This is a genomic window from Xenorhabdus griffiniae, from assembly GCF_015163655.1.
GTDB classification, from domain to species: Bacteria; Pseudomonadota; Gammaproteobacteria; order Enterobacterales; family Enterobacteriaceae; genus Xenorhabdus; species Xenorhabdus griffiniae.
On record NZ_JADEUF010000096.1, the window covers coordinates 1 to 15,713 of the forward strand.

A 15,713-nucleotide genomic window follows, 5' to 3' on the forward strand; every position below is an offset into this window, starting at 1 on the left:
GGGCGGTCGCAAAACCAGTGTCGCACCGGCGGCCAGGGTAGGGAAAATATCGGATACCGAGGTATCAAAGGCGATAGTCGCAAATTGCAGGATACGATCCCCTGATTGTGGTTCGCTGGTCTGGTGTTGCGCATGGATAAAGTTCACCACATTGCGGTGCTCCAGCATCACGCCTTTGGGCTGGCCGGTGGAGCCGGATGTATAGATAATATAAGCCAGATGATGGGGTTGAAGTTGAATATCCGGATTATGGATCGGCTGTTTTGCTACGTTATTGCGGTGGCTTTCATCGTCCAGCACCCAGACGGGCATATCTGATATTGGCAACAGTCCCTGTAAAGGGTGCTGTGTCAGCAATAACACCGGTTTGCTGTCCGACAGTTGATACGCCAGACGTTCGGCCGGGTATTCGGGATCAAGCGGCACATAGCCGGCCCCCGCTTTAAGAATAGCGTACAGACCAATAATTAAATCCAGACTGCGGTCAACACAGATTGCCACACGATCATCGGGGCGTACCCCCGCGTCAATCAGTTGGTGTGCCAGTTGGTTAGCCTGACGGTTTAGTGCCGCATAACTCAGTTCGTTTTCGCCAAACACTAACGCGGTGGCGTCAGGGGTTTGTTCCGCCTGTTGTTCAAACAGTTGATGGATTAAGGTATCTTGCGGATACTCAACAACGGTATCGTTAAATGTTTCCAGCAGTTGGGTACGTTCGGCCCGTGGCAAGATATCGATTGACTCAATGGCTTGTTCAGGCGCATATTGCAGCGCGGCCACAATCCCTTCCAGTGCCGTCTTCATATAGGCAGTAATGCGCACCGGATTAATTTGCTGGCTGCATTGTGCGGTCAGTGCAAATCCATCATCAAAATCATCAATGTCCAGTGATAAGGGGTAGTTACTGCGCTCTTCACTCTCGATCTCGTCAATACCTTCCCACGCCATTGCAGCCACTTGTTCATCTTCGCGTGGGCTATGACGGAAATTAAGCAGACTGTTAAACAGTGGCAATGGTGCCTGAATACCACTGCAACGTTGGGCAACCGCCAGAGGTGCCTGTTCATGGTCCAATAATGCGGTTAGCTGCTGATAAGTTTCTTGTACTGCCTGCTTAACGGTACGGGCCTGTAACTTAACGCGAATAGGTAAGGTATTAATAAACATCCCCAGCACTTCGGAGGCACCAATCCCACCTTGTAACCGTCCCAGCAGAACAGTACCGAATACGACATCATTCCGTCCACTGCATCGCGCCAGCACCTGCGCCCAGGCCACATGAAACAGTACGGCCGCACTCATCCCCAATTGACGGGCGCAATCACGGAGATTTTGGGCCAGCTTGCTATCCAGCGTGAGAACGTTTTCCACTATCTCATTGAGACCGCCACCTTGTACGTCAAGCAACCCAAACGGCAGTGTGGGTTCTTCCACATCACCCAATAATTCGCGGAAGTAGTTCTGATGAACCTCTAAAGGCACATTGCGGATCTGCGCGATAAAGTTTCGGTAAGGCAGTGGCGTAGGTAAATTTTCACTTTCCCCCAAAAGCAGGGTTTGTATTTCACTGAATATCATATCCAGTGATATGTGATCACACACTAAGTGGTGATACAGCAAGGAGAGTAGCCACTTACCAGAAGTTGGATCGTTGGCTATATGAGCAACTAACAGTGGTGCTTTAGTAATATCCATCCGTATTGCACGGGGATCGGTGAGGCGGCGTAGCTGGGTTTCTGGGGGTTCTTCTGTCGATAGTGTGAGCTCAATGATTGGCAATGGTGCATGACGATAGACGATTTGTACGGGTTTAAGAAGCTCTTTCCAGTAAACAGCGCTGCGCAGAATATCGTGCCGATCAATCACCTGCTGCAATGCTTGCAAGAAACTCTCCAGCCGTGTCCGGCTATCGAAAATCATCAAATGGTTGTCCAGATAGAGATCACCTTCCGTTTCCAGCAAATGGTGGAACAGGATACCTTCTTGCAATGGCCCCAATGGATAAATGTCCTGGACGTTAGAGATACCGCCTGTTACATGGGAAACAATCTGATCTATCTGGTCTTGGGTCAATTCCAGCAGTGGCAGCATATCTGGGGTAATGATGGTGCTGCCTTCTTTAATCAGGTTAGGCGGTACGTCCTGTAGAGGCGTGGATTGAGTATCATGGTGACGAATTAGGGTGCTCATGGCTACCAGTGTGGGAGCAGAGAAGACCGCGTTGACATCCAGAGACAGGCCGTGAAGACGCAGTTGCTCAATTAAATTGACCACGAGTAGTGAATGTCCGCCTAGTTCAAAGAAATTATCTTGCCGTCCGATTTGTTCTACATTCAGCAGGGATTGCCAGATTGCGGCCAGAGTTTGTTCAGTTTCTCCTTGTGGCACTTCGTATTCACGGCTGACAATAGCGCTTTGATCCGGTGCTGGCAGGGCCTTGCGATCCAGTTTACCGTTGGCGGACATCGGGAAGGCATCCAGCATAACAAAGGCACTGGGTAGCATATGTTCCATCAATCGGCTGCTCAGTTGCTTGCGTAATTCAGCCGGACTAAGTGTCATACCGGTTTCTGGGATCACATAGGCAATTAAACGCTTGTCACCGCTTTCTTCTTCACGGGCGATCACCACAGCATCGCTGACGCCTGCGCAAGCCACCAGTTGAGTCTCAATCTCCCCCAATTCAATGCGGAACCCGCGTAGCTTGACCTGAAAATCATTGCGCCCTAAATATTCAATTGCGCCATCGGGTAACCAGCGTCCCAGATCGCCGGTTTTGTACATACGGGCATCAGGTTGTGGGCTAAATGGATCAGATACAAATTTTTCCGCGGTTAAATCGGGGCGATTGAGGTAACCACTGGCTACACCGGCACCGGCAATATGAATTTCACCACTAACGCCAATGGGAACCGGCCGGCCGTGCGTATCCAGAATATAAATACGGGTATTAGGCAACGGATAACCAATCGGGATAACCCCTTTAAGCTGGGGTAAATTTTGGTGATCCAATTTCAGCGTGGTGGCAATCACCGTAGTTTCCGTTGGGCCATAAGAGTTAATCCAGCGGCAGGATTGGGTTTCCTGATGAGACAGCCAGTTGATCAAATGACGGTACTCCGCTTTTTCACCGCCTACAATCAGGGTATGCAGGTGGGGACTAAAACCGCTGCGGCCGGCCATCATCTCCTGTACCCACAAGTGCCAGAAAGCCGTCGGCATATCCATAATGGTGATCTTCTGCTCACGCAGGAAGGTGACAAAAGTCATATCCGGTATCCGAATATGGGGCGGACGCAGCACCAGTGTCGCACCAGAGGCCAGGGTGGGGAAAATATCGGATACCGAGGTATCAAAGGCGATAGTCGCAAATTGCAGGATACGATCCCCCAATTGTGGTTTGCTGGTTTGATGTTGAGCATGGATAAAGTTCACCACATTGCGATGCTCCAGCATCACGCCTTTAGGCTGGCCGGTAGAGCCGGAAGTGTAGATGATATAAGCCAGATGATGCGGCTTCAGTCCCAATTGATCAGTATCGGGATTATGGGCTGGCTGTTTTGCCACGTTATCCCGATTATATTGATCATCCAGCAGCCAGACAGGAATACCCTGTATTGGCAAATGAGTCTGTAGATGCTGTTGGGTCAGCAATAACACCGGTTTGCTGTCTGATAACTGGTAGGCCAGACGTTCAGCCGGGTATTCCGGATCGAGTGGAATGTAACCGGCGCCAGCCTTAAGAATGGCGTACAGACCGATGATCATATCCAGACTGCGATCAGCGCAGATTGCTACGCGATCATCAGGACGAACACCCGAAGCGATTAAATGGTGTGCCAATTGGTTAGCATGACGGTTTAGCTCTGCGTAACCCAGTTGGCTATCGCCAAACACTAATGCGGTGGCGTCAGGGGTTTGTTCCACCTGTTGTTCAAACAGTTGATGGATCAATAATGTTTGTGGATATGGGAAGGCCGTATCATTGAAATCGTCTAACACTTGAGTGCGTTGGTATGGTTGCAATAGGGGTAAACTTTCCACTGGTTGCGAATCATCTTTAACCATCGCGGTCAGCAGGGTTTGCAGGTAACTGGCGATACGTTCAACGCTGGCATGGTCAAACAGATCACTGGAATATTCCAGGCCACCCACTAAGCCATTTTCGGTATCATTTATTGAGAGAGACAGATCGAAATGCGAGCTGTTTTCAGCCAGATTGATTTCACTAATGGTGATATCCGGCAATGCTATATTCTGCTGTCCAGGGGTATTATCCACTGACATCATCACCTGAAAAATCGGGCTATGACTGAGGCTACGTGGTGGTTTTAGCACTTCCACCAATTGTTCAAATGGCAGATCTTGATGTGCGTAGGCATTTAGTGCATGTGCCTTGACCCTGGCTAGCAGAGCGCTGACCGTTGGATTGTCATCTATTTGAATGCGCAGAGCCAGCGTGTTAACAAAAAAGCCAATTAACGGCTCTAATTCGCTATATTGCCGATTAGCGACAGGTGTGCCAACCACCAGATCTTTCTGCCCGCTAAGACGGGAAAGTAAAGTAATCCACCCCGCCATCAAGGTCATGAATAATGTTGTCTCGTGACGCTGGCTAAGGTTTCTTAATCCACTACTTAATTCCGGTGACAGAGTAATATCAACATACCCTCCGGCATAACTTCGCTGCTCTGGGCGTGGCCGGTCTGTTGGTAGTTCCAAAAGTGCAGGAGCACCCTGTAACGCATCGCGCCAGAAATTCACCTGTTTTTCCAATAATTCTCCCTGTAGCCACTCTCTTTGCCAAAGGGCATAGTCAGCATATTGGAGTGTCAAAGCGGGCAGGGGATCACCTTGTCCTTCGCTGAACGCATGATAAAGCGTGGAAAGCTCGTGCATCAGGATGTTAAGGGACCAACCATCGGAAATAATATGATGCTGGGTTAATAACAGGATATGTTCATTTGCAGCCAGTCGCAGCAAGCGCCCCCTGATTAGGGGGCCTTGCGCAAAGTCAAATGGCTGGCTGGTTTCACGCTGGGTTATCTCTTCGATGGTAATTTGTTGTTTTTCCGCAGGCAGATGGCTGAGCTCTTCCACTGCCAAAGAGAAGCCGCTATCTGGTTTACCAATAACTTGCAAAGCTTGGCCTTCGACCATCTTGATAGTCGTGCGCAGAATTTCATGACGAGCAACAATTCTGTTTAATGCAGCTTGCAGGGCATCTAAATTCAGATAACCTTGCAGACGCAGACCGCCTGGAATGTGATATGCCGTTTGTGCTGCTGGATCTAACTGCGCCAGGAGCCATAAGCGTTGCTGTGCCCAGGAGAGGGGAAGCGTTTGCTGATCAGCGTTTCTCGGTATAATGTGCCTTTTTTCTCTGATCTGCTTTTTTTCCTCAATCTGACGGTTTTCAATGCGTTCTTTAATTTTTTTCTGGAGTACTGCTTGTCTTAATTCAAGCAGGCTTAGTTCTTTGTTACTCATTTAATTAATTATCTCCATTTAGCAGGGCACGCAGTTCATCTTCGGACAAGTTTTCCAATTCTTTTTGCAGCAATTCGATGTCTTCTTGTGCGAAAAAGGTTTCGATCTGTCTTGATGCGATAAGCTCGGCGAGTTCAGAAAGTTCTGGATGGGTAAATATGTCTTGAATAGACACTTCAAGATGGAATGCATCACGTAATCTTGCCATTAACTGAATGATTGATAGGGAATTTCCGCCCAGATCAAAGAAGCTGTCATGGCGTCCTATTTGTTCTAGTCCCAATAAATTCTGTAGGATAGCGGCAATTTGCTGTTCGATTTCACCTTGGGGCGCTTCGTATTCACGGCTGGCGATGGCGGAACGATCCGGTGCTGGCAGTGCTTTGCGATCTAATTTGCCGCTTCCGGTTAGCGGGAAGGCTTCCAGCACAACAAACGCACCAGGCACCATATAACTAGCCAGACGGTTATTGAGTTGTTCACGCAGGCGATTGGCTTCTGGTGTGAAACCGGATTGTGGAATGACGTAAGCTACCAGACGTTTGTCGCCGGTTTCTTCTTCACGGGCGATGACTACAGCATCTCTGACGCCTTCACAGGTGGCGAGTTGTGCTTCAATTTCCCCCAATTCAATGCGGAACCCGCGTATCTTGACCTGAAAATCGTTGCGTCCCAGATATTCAATCATACCGTTTGGCAACCAGCGTCCTAAGTCACCGGTTTTGTACATGCGCGCATTTGGCTGTGCGCTGAATGGATCGGTGACAAATTTCTCCGCTGTCATCTCCGGCTTATTCAGATAACCCCGTGCAACACCTGAACCAGCGATGTGAATTTCACCACGGACACCAATAGGAACCGGTTGACCGAGGGTATCCAAAATATAGATACGGGTATTGGGTAATGGGTGACCAATCGGAATATTGTCATTGAGATATGGAACTTGCGTGTTATCTATCGTCAGATGATCTACGGTTAAGGTTGTGGCAATAACGGTGGTTTCAGTCGGGCCATAGGAGTTAATCCAGCGGCAGGATTGTGTTTCCGGGTGAGACAGCCAGTTTATTAAATGACGATGTTCTGCTTTTTCGCCGCCGACAATAATGGTGTGCAGATAGGGGCTAAAACCACTGCGACCTGCCATCATCTCCTGTACCCAGTGATGCCAGAAGGCAGTGGGCATATCCATGATGGTGATCTTCTGCTCGCGCAAGAAGGTGACAAATGTCGCATCTGGTATTCGGATATGGGGTGGACGCAGAACCAGTGTGGCGCCGGCGGCCAGGGTCGGGAAAATATCGGATACTGAAGTATCAAAGGCGATGGTCGCAAATTGCAGAATACGATCACCCCATTGTGGCTGGCTGGTCTGGCGTTGAGCATGGATAAAATTCACTACGTTACGGTGTTCCAGCATCACCCCTTTGGGTTGTCCGGTAGAGCCAGAAGTATAGATAATATAGGCCAGATGGTGTGATTGAAGCCCCAGTTGGCGAACATCAGGGTTATGAATAGGTTGTTGTGCTAGCGCGTTACGATGGGCGTCATCATCCATCAATAAGGTCGGTATATCCTGCGTCGGCAAACGTGCCTGTAAATGGCACTGAGTTAACAGCCAGGCAGGTTGGCTGTCTGACAACTGATAAGCCAGTCGTTCTGTCGGGTACTCTGGATCAAGGGGAATATAACCCGCACCCGCTTTAAGGATGCCATACAGACCAATGATCAGATCCAGGCTGCGGTCGGCACAGATAGCGATACGGTCATCGGGACGGACGCCAGACGCAATCAAATGGTGAGCCAACTGGTTAGCATGACGATTCAGTTCGGCGTAACTGAGTTGGTTATCACCAAACACTAATGCGATCGCATCAGGTGTTTGTTCCACTTGTTGCTCGAATAATTGGTGGATCAACCTGTCTTGTGGATAGGGTTGAGCGGTATGGTTGAAATCCACTAATACTTGCTTGCGTTGTTGCGGTTGCAGCAACGGTAAATCTTGTATCCGCAGAGCATCATCAGCCACCATCGCGGCTAACAGGGTTTGCAGGTAGCGTGCCAGCCGTTCAATACTGGCACGATCGAACAGATCACTGGCGTATTCCAATTCGCCAACTAACCCATTATTGGTGTCGTTCATGGAAAGTGACAGATCGAAATGGGTGCTTCTGCGGGCCAACGGCAACTCATCCAGCACTAAACCGGGTAATTCAAGGGATTGTTGTATCGGTGTGTTATCCAGCGCGAGCATAACCTGAAATATCGGGCTATAACTCAAGCTACGTGGCGGTTGCAACGCTTCGACCAATTGTTCAAAGGGTAAGTCTTGATGTACATAAGCTGCCAGTGCATGGGCTTTGACTTGTGCCAATAACGTGCTAACGGTGGGGTTATCTTCCAGTTTTATCCTGAGTGCCAGCGTATTGGCGAAGAAACCAATCAACGGTTCTAATTCACTGTGCTGCCGGTTAGCGATCGGGGTTCCAATAACAATATCGTGTTGACCACTGATGCGGGCAAGCAAGATTGACCATGCAGCCAGCAATGTCATAAATAATGTGGCACCATGGCGCTGGCTCAATGCCTTTAAGCCATCACTTAATGCAGGTGAAAGGGTGAATGCCACTTGATCGCCATGATAGCTCTGAGCCGCAGGGCGTGGCCTGTCTGTTGGCAGTTCCAGTAACGCTGGGGCGCCTTGCAGGGCTTCTCGCCAGAAACTGACCTGTTTTTCCCGCACTTCACCCTGTAGCCATTGTTGTTGCCAGAGAGCATAGTCAGCATATTGCACTGTCAGTGCAGGCAGTGGATCGTTTTGCCCCTGAATGAAAGCACGGTAGAGGGTGGTGAATTCATATATCAGGATGTTTAATGACCAGCCATCCGAAATCATGTGGTGCTGAGTCAACAACAGAACATGTTCATTATTGGCGAGTTTTAGCAATTGTCCGCGAATTAATGGCTCTAGGGCAAAATCAAAGGGATGGTTAGTTTCAAATTGAGCGGCTGTATCAATAGCCGCCTGTTTTTCTGTCTCAGTTAACTGACTGAGATCTTTAATGGTCAACTTGAAGCCACGCTCCGCATCGGCAATGACTTGCCGGACGATACCCTCCTCCATTTTGATCGTTGTGCGCAGAATTTCATGGCGGGCAACGATCTTATCCAAAGCCGCTTGCAGTGCATTCAGGTTTAACTGGCCTTGCAGACGTAACCCACCAGAGATGTGATATGCCGTTTGGGCGGCAGGATCTAACTGCGCCAGGAACCACAGGCGTTGTTGTGCCCAGGAGAGTGGCAGAACTTGTTGCCGGTCGGCGGGTAATATCACCGGTTGTGTGGCATGTTGTACTGGTTGATTGGTTGTATCCAGTGATTGTGCCAAATCGGACAAAATGGGATGAGTAAATAGATCTTGCAAGTCCACTTTTCGGTTGAAAATCTGGCGCAAGCGGGTTGCCATCTGTACTGTCAGTAAAGAGTGACCACCCAACTCAAAGAAATGGTCATGACGTCCCACTTGCTCCAGTCCTAGCAGGGATTGCCAGATTTCTGCCAGTTTCTGCTCAATATCCCCTTGAGGGGCTTCATATTCACGACTGGCAATGGCAGTACGATCCGGTGCAGGCAAAGCCTTACGATCTAATTTACCGCTGCCGGACAGGGGGAAGGTGTCCAGTATGACAAATGCACTGGGGATCATGTGCTCCATCAGGTGGATACTCAATTGTTCACGCAGGTGGGAAGGAGTGAGCGTAACACCAGGTTGTGGTATCAAGTAGGCAACCAGACGCTTGTCGCCAGCCGTTTCTTCACGGGCAATGACGACAACATCTTTAACTCCGTCGCAAGCTGCCAATTGCGCTTCGATTTCTCCCAATTCAATACGGAAGCCACGTATCTTGACCTGAAAATCATTGCGTCCTAAATATTCAATATTACCGTCCGGCAGCCAGCGCCCCAGATCGCCGCTTTTATATAGACGGGCATTAGCTTCTTTGCTGAACGGATCGGGTATGAAGCGTTCTGCCGTCAGTTCTGGTCGGTTTAAGTAACCACGAGCGACACCGGCGCCGCCAATATAAATCTCTCCACTGACACCGATGGGAACAGGTTGACCGAAGGGATCGAGAATATAAATACGGGAATTAGCATTGGGGCGGCCAATAGGAATGCTATGGATAATCTCAGTAGGGGTGTCACCATTTAGGATCAATGAAGTCACGATCACGGTGGTTTCAGTTGGGCCATAAGTGTTGATCCAACGGCAGCGTTGCGTTTCGGGCAATGATTGCCAATCTACCCAATGGCGGTATTCCGCTTTCTCACCACCGACAATCACCGTATGCAGGTAAGGGCTGAAACCTGTACGATCGGCTTTCATCTCCTGTACCCATTGGTGCCAGAACGCAGTCGGCACATCCATAATGGTGATCTTCTGCTGCTGTAAAAAATCGATAAATCCTATATCCGGTACACGGATATGGGCAGGACGCAGGACTAAAGTTGCCCCCGCAGCCAGTGTCGGGAAAATATCTGAGACGGAGGTATCGAATGCCATGGTCGCAAATTGCAGAATGCGATCCCCTGGTTGGGGGTGGCTGATTTGATGTTGAGCATGAATAAAGTTGACGACATTACGGTGTTCCAGCATCACCCCTTTAGGCAATCCGGTCGAACCGGAGGTATAGATAATATAGGCCAGATGGTGTGCTGACTGGCTGGCATCAGGATTATGAGTTGGCTGTTGTGCCGCAACATTTAGATAATTTTCATCATCCAGTAACCAGATCGGCACCGCTGTTGGCGGTAAACTTGGTTGTAAATATGTTTGGGTCAACAATAACTTTGGTGTGCTGTCTGATAACTGATAAGCCAGCCGTTCGGCAGGATATTCTGGATCGAATGGAACGTAACCTGCCCCTGCTTTGAGAATGCCTAACATGCCAATGATCATATCCAGGCTGCGCCCGACACACAGTGCCACGCGGTCATCTGGGCGTATACCAAAGGCAATCAGGCGGTGGGCCAGTTGGTTGGCACGCTGGTTCAGTTCGGCATAACTTAGTTGCGTATCTTGGTACACCAAGGCAATAGCATCAGGCCCCGATTCTGCTTGTTGTTCAAAGAGCTGGTGGATCAACTTATCTTGTGGGTAGGTGAAGTCTGTGTCATTAAAATCCACCAACAATTGTTGGCGTTGCTGGGGCGTTATCAACGGTAGTTCAGCCACGCGCTGGCTATCATCAGCCACCATTGCCACCAGCAAGGTGTTTAAATGGCTGACTATACGTTCAATCGTGGCGTGGTCGAACAGATCACGGGCATATTCCAGATCACCCACTAACCCCTTTTCAGTTTCATCCAGGGTTAATGTCAGGTCAAAGTAAGCACTATCCCTGATTAATGGCCGCTCATCTAATACCAATCCTGGCAGTTCAAAATGCCGTTGTCCCGGCGTATTATTGGTTGCCAGCATGACCTGAAAAATGGGGCTATGACTTAAGCTGCGCGGAGGTTGTAAGATCTCGACCAATTGTTCAAAGGGCAGGTCTTGATGGACAAAGGCATTGATTGCTTGTTCTTTTACTTGTCCCAGTAGTTCACTGACGCTGGGGTTATTATGTAATTGCACACGTAATGCCAATGTATTGGCAAAAAAACCGATTAAAGGGGCTAATTCAGGCTGCTGGCGATTGGCGATGGGAGTGCCAATCACAATATCATCCTGACCACTGAGTCGGCTAAGCAATGTAGCCCATCCCGCCAATAACGTCATAAATAGGGTGGTTCCGTGACGCTGGCTGAGTTCTTTTAAACCGGTCTGTAATGCGGAGGGAAGAATAATATTAACACGTCCGCCGGTATAGCTTTGCTTCGCGGGGCGTGGACGGTCGCTAGGTACTTCCAGAAGTGCGGGGGCACCTTGCAGAGTGTTACGCCAAAATTCGACCTGTTTTTCCAGCGCCTCTCCCTGTAACTCATTTTTCTGCCAGAGAACATAATCAGCATACTGAATGGTCAGGGCGGGCATAGGATCAGGCTGTCCTTGACAGAATGCGCGATAAAGTGTGGACAGTTCTTGCATAAAGACACTGACTGACCAGCCATCAGAGATAATATGGTGTTGAGTTAACAGCAGGACATGCTGATCTTCTGCCAGTTTTAGCAAGCGTCCCCGTGCTAATGGGCCATGAACAAAATCAAAAGGCTGGTTTGCTTCAAGACAGGCGATTTTTTCAATGGCCGCTTGTTGTTCTGAGTCCGTTCCTGCGGAATAGGACTGGCTGAAATCTTCTTGTATCAGGGGAAAACCACAATCTGCATCATGAATGATTTGTTGGGCTTCGCCTTCTACCGTCACGATAGTGGTACGCAGAATTTCATGGCGTGCCACAATACGATCCAAGGCTGCTTGCAAGGCATTCAGGTTCAGTTTGCCTTGCAGGTTCAACCCTACTGACATATGGTATGCCGTTTGTGCAGCAGGATCTAACTGAGCAAGGAACCATAAACGTTGTTGTGTCCAGGATAATGGCGCGCCGTTATCACGCGGTTGAGCCGTGATTGTTGTCTTTTGTGTCGATTGGCGGGTTATTTTTGCTGATTTGGCTAACTCAAGTAGTCTTCTGCGTTCCGCTAATGGTAGAGATGAAAGCTCGTTATTATTCATTTGATTATCACCATTTAAAACAAGGTAAATTAAAACCTAATTCATTGATTTATAAACATCTTGCAGAGACTCTGAATCGAATTGCAGCAATAGAGAGTCAATAATGCATTCTTCAAGTTGACAGAGGGTTGGGTGGGAAAACAGTTGATGAATAGATAATTCAACATCAAATGTTTGTTTTATTTGCGACTGTAGCTGTAGCACTAACAGAGAATGACCACCTAGCTCAAAGAAGTTGTCATAGCGACTTACCCGATCCAGCCCCAATAATGTTTGCCAAATGGCGGCCAACTGCGCTTCGGTTTCGCTTTCTGGAGCCGCATATTCACGACTTGACATAGCAGCATGATCGGGAGCAGGCAGAGCTTTGCGGTCGAGTTTGCCATTTGGCGAGAGAGGAAACGCCTCCATTACCACAAAGGCAGTCGGTATCATGTAATCGGCGAGAGTGCGGCTTAATTGTTCACGCAGTTGAGAAATGCTTGGTGTGCTATCCTGATTTGGGATCAAATAGGCAACCAGTCGTTTGTCATGGGGTCCATTGTCACGGGCAACCACCACCGCTTCACGAATGCCCGCACACTGGGTCAGGCAGGTTTCAATTTCACCCAGCTCAATACGCAATCCGCGAATTTTGACTTGAAAGTCGTTGCGTCCCAGATAGGCGATACTGCCATCCGGTAGCCAACGTCCCAGATCGCCAGTTTTATACAGACGAGCATCAGGATCGGCATTAAATGGGTCGTTAATAAAACGTTCAGCGGTTAATTCAGGCAGGTTTAAATAACCACGGGCGACACCCACTCCACCGATATAAATTTCCCCCGCCATACCAATTGGAACGGCTTCTCCATGAGTATCGAGAATATAGATTTGGATATTGGCAATAGGCTGTCCAATCGGCACTTGTCCGATATAGCGATCCGGAACACATTGCCAGGCCGTGACATCAATAGCTGCTTCCGTAGGGCCATATAAATTATGCAGTTCACTGTGAGGCAAGTGAGAAAGACAGTGTTGTTGCAAGGCATAAGGTAGCGCCTCCCCGCTGCATAAAATTTGGCGCAGGGAAAGGCAGCGTCCGGCCGGAATGTAATGGAGAAAACTTTGCAACATGGAGGGGACAAAGTGGATCGTCGTGATATGACGGCGTTCTATCTCTTCCAATAAATAATGCGGTTCTTTGTGACCGCCGGGGCGAGCCATCACTAATTGGGCACCAGACATCAGGGGAAGGAAGAATTCCCAGACGGAAACATCAAAACTAAACGGCGTTTTTTGTAAGACGCAATCGTGCGGAGTTAATTGATAAGCCTCTTGCGCCCAAAGCAAACGGTTAACCACGCCGCGATGCTCATTCATCACCCCTTTGGGGAGTCCGGTTGAGCCAGAGGTATAGAGGACATAGGCCAGATGACGTGATGTCAGCCCTAAATAAGCGGCCTCTAAGTTATCATTATCCTGGCGGGTAATATTGGCCTGAACGGTGGGATTATCTAAAAACCAGACAGGAATTCCGGTCACGGGCAGTTGTTCTTGCAAGCTATGATGAGTTAGCAGGATCACAGGTTCACTGTCTGACAGGATATAAGCGAGCCTGTCTGTGGGATATTCCGGATCGAGTGGCACATAAGCCGCCCCCGCTTTCAAAATCCCCAACAGACTAATGACCATATCCAAACTACGTTCCATGCAAACGGCGACGCGATCATCGTGATGAATTCCCGTTGCGACAAGGGCATGAGCTAGCTGGTTAGCCCGCTGATTCAATTCTATATAACTGAGTTGCGTATTCTCATATAGCAGTGCAATGGCAGTTGGGTTGCGTGCTGCTTGTTGCTCAATAAATTGATGGATTAAGTCGTGTTGCGGGAAGGGCTTATCCGTATTGTTAAAATCATGAAGGATTTGCTGACGTGCCTGTTCATCCATCAATGGCAAACGATCAATTGTCTGTTGTTCGTCGTTTACCATCGCTTCCAGCAGAGTCAAAAGGTTTTGCATAAGCTGGGAGATGAATGCTGCATCAAATATTGCCGTGTCGTAATAAAAGGTATAACCGATATGCTCGCCAGATTCTAAGACATTTATCATTAATGGAACGGGGACATCGGCATAGAGGAGATATGGGAAAGGTCGTAACTCTGCATTCCCCCACTGTACCGTGATATCGTCATCTTCCGCCATCCAGAGGGTAGTCAGGTCACCGATATATCTGGCTTTTTGGAATATCATGACTGTCTGGAAAACGGGGTGAACTTCTGCATTGCGTTGCAGTTTTAGTTGTTCCAGTATCTTGGTGAACGGATATTTCTGGTTTTCAATACCCTGCCGAATAGTCTTTGTCGCTTGTGTGATATGTTCCTGTACGGTCATATCACGGTTTATCTGGCAGCGTAAAGCAACCGGATTGATAAATTCGCCGACTAATTTTCCCCAACGTGCACGGCCTCTGCCCGGCAAGATAGAACCGATAATGACGTCATCCACTGCGGTATAACGGCTGAGAAGAATTTGGTAGGCAGCCAGAAAAACAGCAAATAGGCTGTTGTCATATTTTAGTGCTAATGCTTGTAGCTTGTGCGTCAGTGACTGGTTAATGATTTTCTTTAACGATATTTTTCCTGTGGCGGGCAGGGGGCTGTTTTTCGGTGGCCATTGTGAGACAGCTAAATCACCCGCCAATGTGTTTTGCCAGAATTGTTGTTGTTTTTTAGCGCTGGTACTTTTTAGCCATTGTTGTTGCCATTCCACATAATCGTGGAAACTGTTTTCTGGTGCGGATTCCAGGGGTTTTGCCGACAGCAGAGCATCAAGTTCATCTAACAGCATCCAATAAGACCAGCCATCAACGGCCAGATGATCAAAGGTCAAGACCATGACACTTTCTTGTTGATTGCATTGATACCAGCTGGCATAAACCCGCAACGGATGGGCCAGGTCAAACATATGCCAGCAATCGTCCTGAACACGCTGTTTAAGCGTTTCTTCGCTAAGATGTTGAGCATCCTGTACTGCAAGTGTGATGTTAGCGCTGTCTGCGATGCAATATCCTAATTCGCCGTGGTATAGTCCAAAACTTGCCCGCAGCATCGGATGTCTTTGTACCAGTTTATTGAGAGCTTCTTCTAAACGCTTGGCTGTTAATCCTTTAATGCGTGCACAAAATGCACTATTATTTTGACCGCGTTTGTCAGGGTCAATTTGATATTGAAACCAGCGGCTGCGTTGAGCTTCTGATAAAGGGAATGATTTCAATTTTTCAGGGTAATTCATTCTATAGCTCCCTTTTTATGGGTACATTAAAAATAAAAACATGAGAACTGATAAAACAAAAAATCACACTTGGGTTTTAACAATAAAAATAACTGACCATTCTAATAAAAAAGAACAGTCTTATTTTTTATATTTATTTAATTCCTTCTTGCCGATTAGGAAGTTATGTTTATACCAATCCAACTTCAAGTTGCAGCTTGCAAATCAATCTAATTATTTACATCTCCTCGCTTAGCGGGAGAGATATAAGACACCTCTTGAAAGATGATTGACA

The 15,713-nt window shown here is 48.2% G+C and carries 3 protein-coding genes; all 3 read right to left on the minus strand.

Translation table 11 applies throughout. From position 1 onward, the window contains the following. On the minus strand, nt 1-5,490 hold a 5,490-nt coding region (locus tag IQ211_RS14165; RefSeq protein ID WP_193836404.1), incomplete at its 3' end, for a non-ribosomal peptide synthetase. A 4-nt stretch (nt 5,491-5,494) separates the two neighbouring features. Next, nucleotides 5,495-12,163: a non-ribosomal peptide synthetase gene (locus IQ211_RS14170; RefSeq protein ID WP_189760535.1), complete on the minus strand. Its 6,669-nt coding sequence runs from the start codon at nt 12,161-12,163 to the stop codon at nt 5,495-5,497. A gap of 36 nt (nt 12,164-12,199) precedes the next feature. Continuing rightward, the gene (locus tag IQ211_RS14175; RefSeq protein WP_189760534.1) at nt 12,200-15,439 is read right to left on the minus strand and encodes a non-ribosomal peptide synthetase; all 3,240 of its coding nucleotides are present in this window, start codon (nt 15,437-15,439) and stop codon (nt 12,200-12,202) included. Between the last annotated feature and the right edge of the window lie 274 nt (nt 15,440-15,713).

Bases quoted from the DNA above. Each gene is read 5' to 3' on its own strand.
- IQ211_RS14170 (WP_189760535.1), bottom strand. From the start codon at position 12,163: ATGAATAATAACGAGCTTTCATCTCTACCATTAGCGGAACGCAGAAGA.
- IQ211_RS14175 (WP_189760534.1), bottom strand. From the start codon at position 15,439: ATGAATTACCCTGAAAAATTGAAATCATTCCCTTTATCAGAAGCTCAA.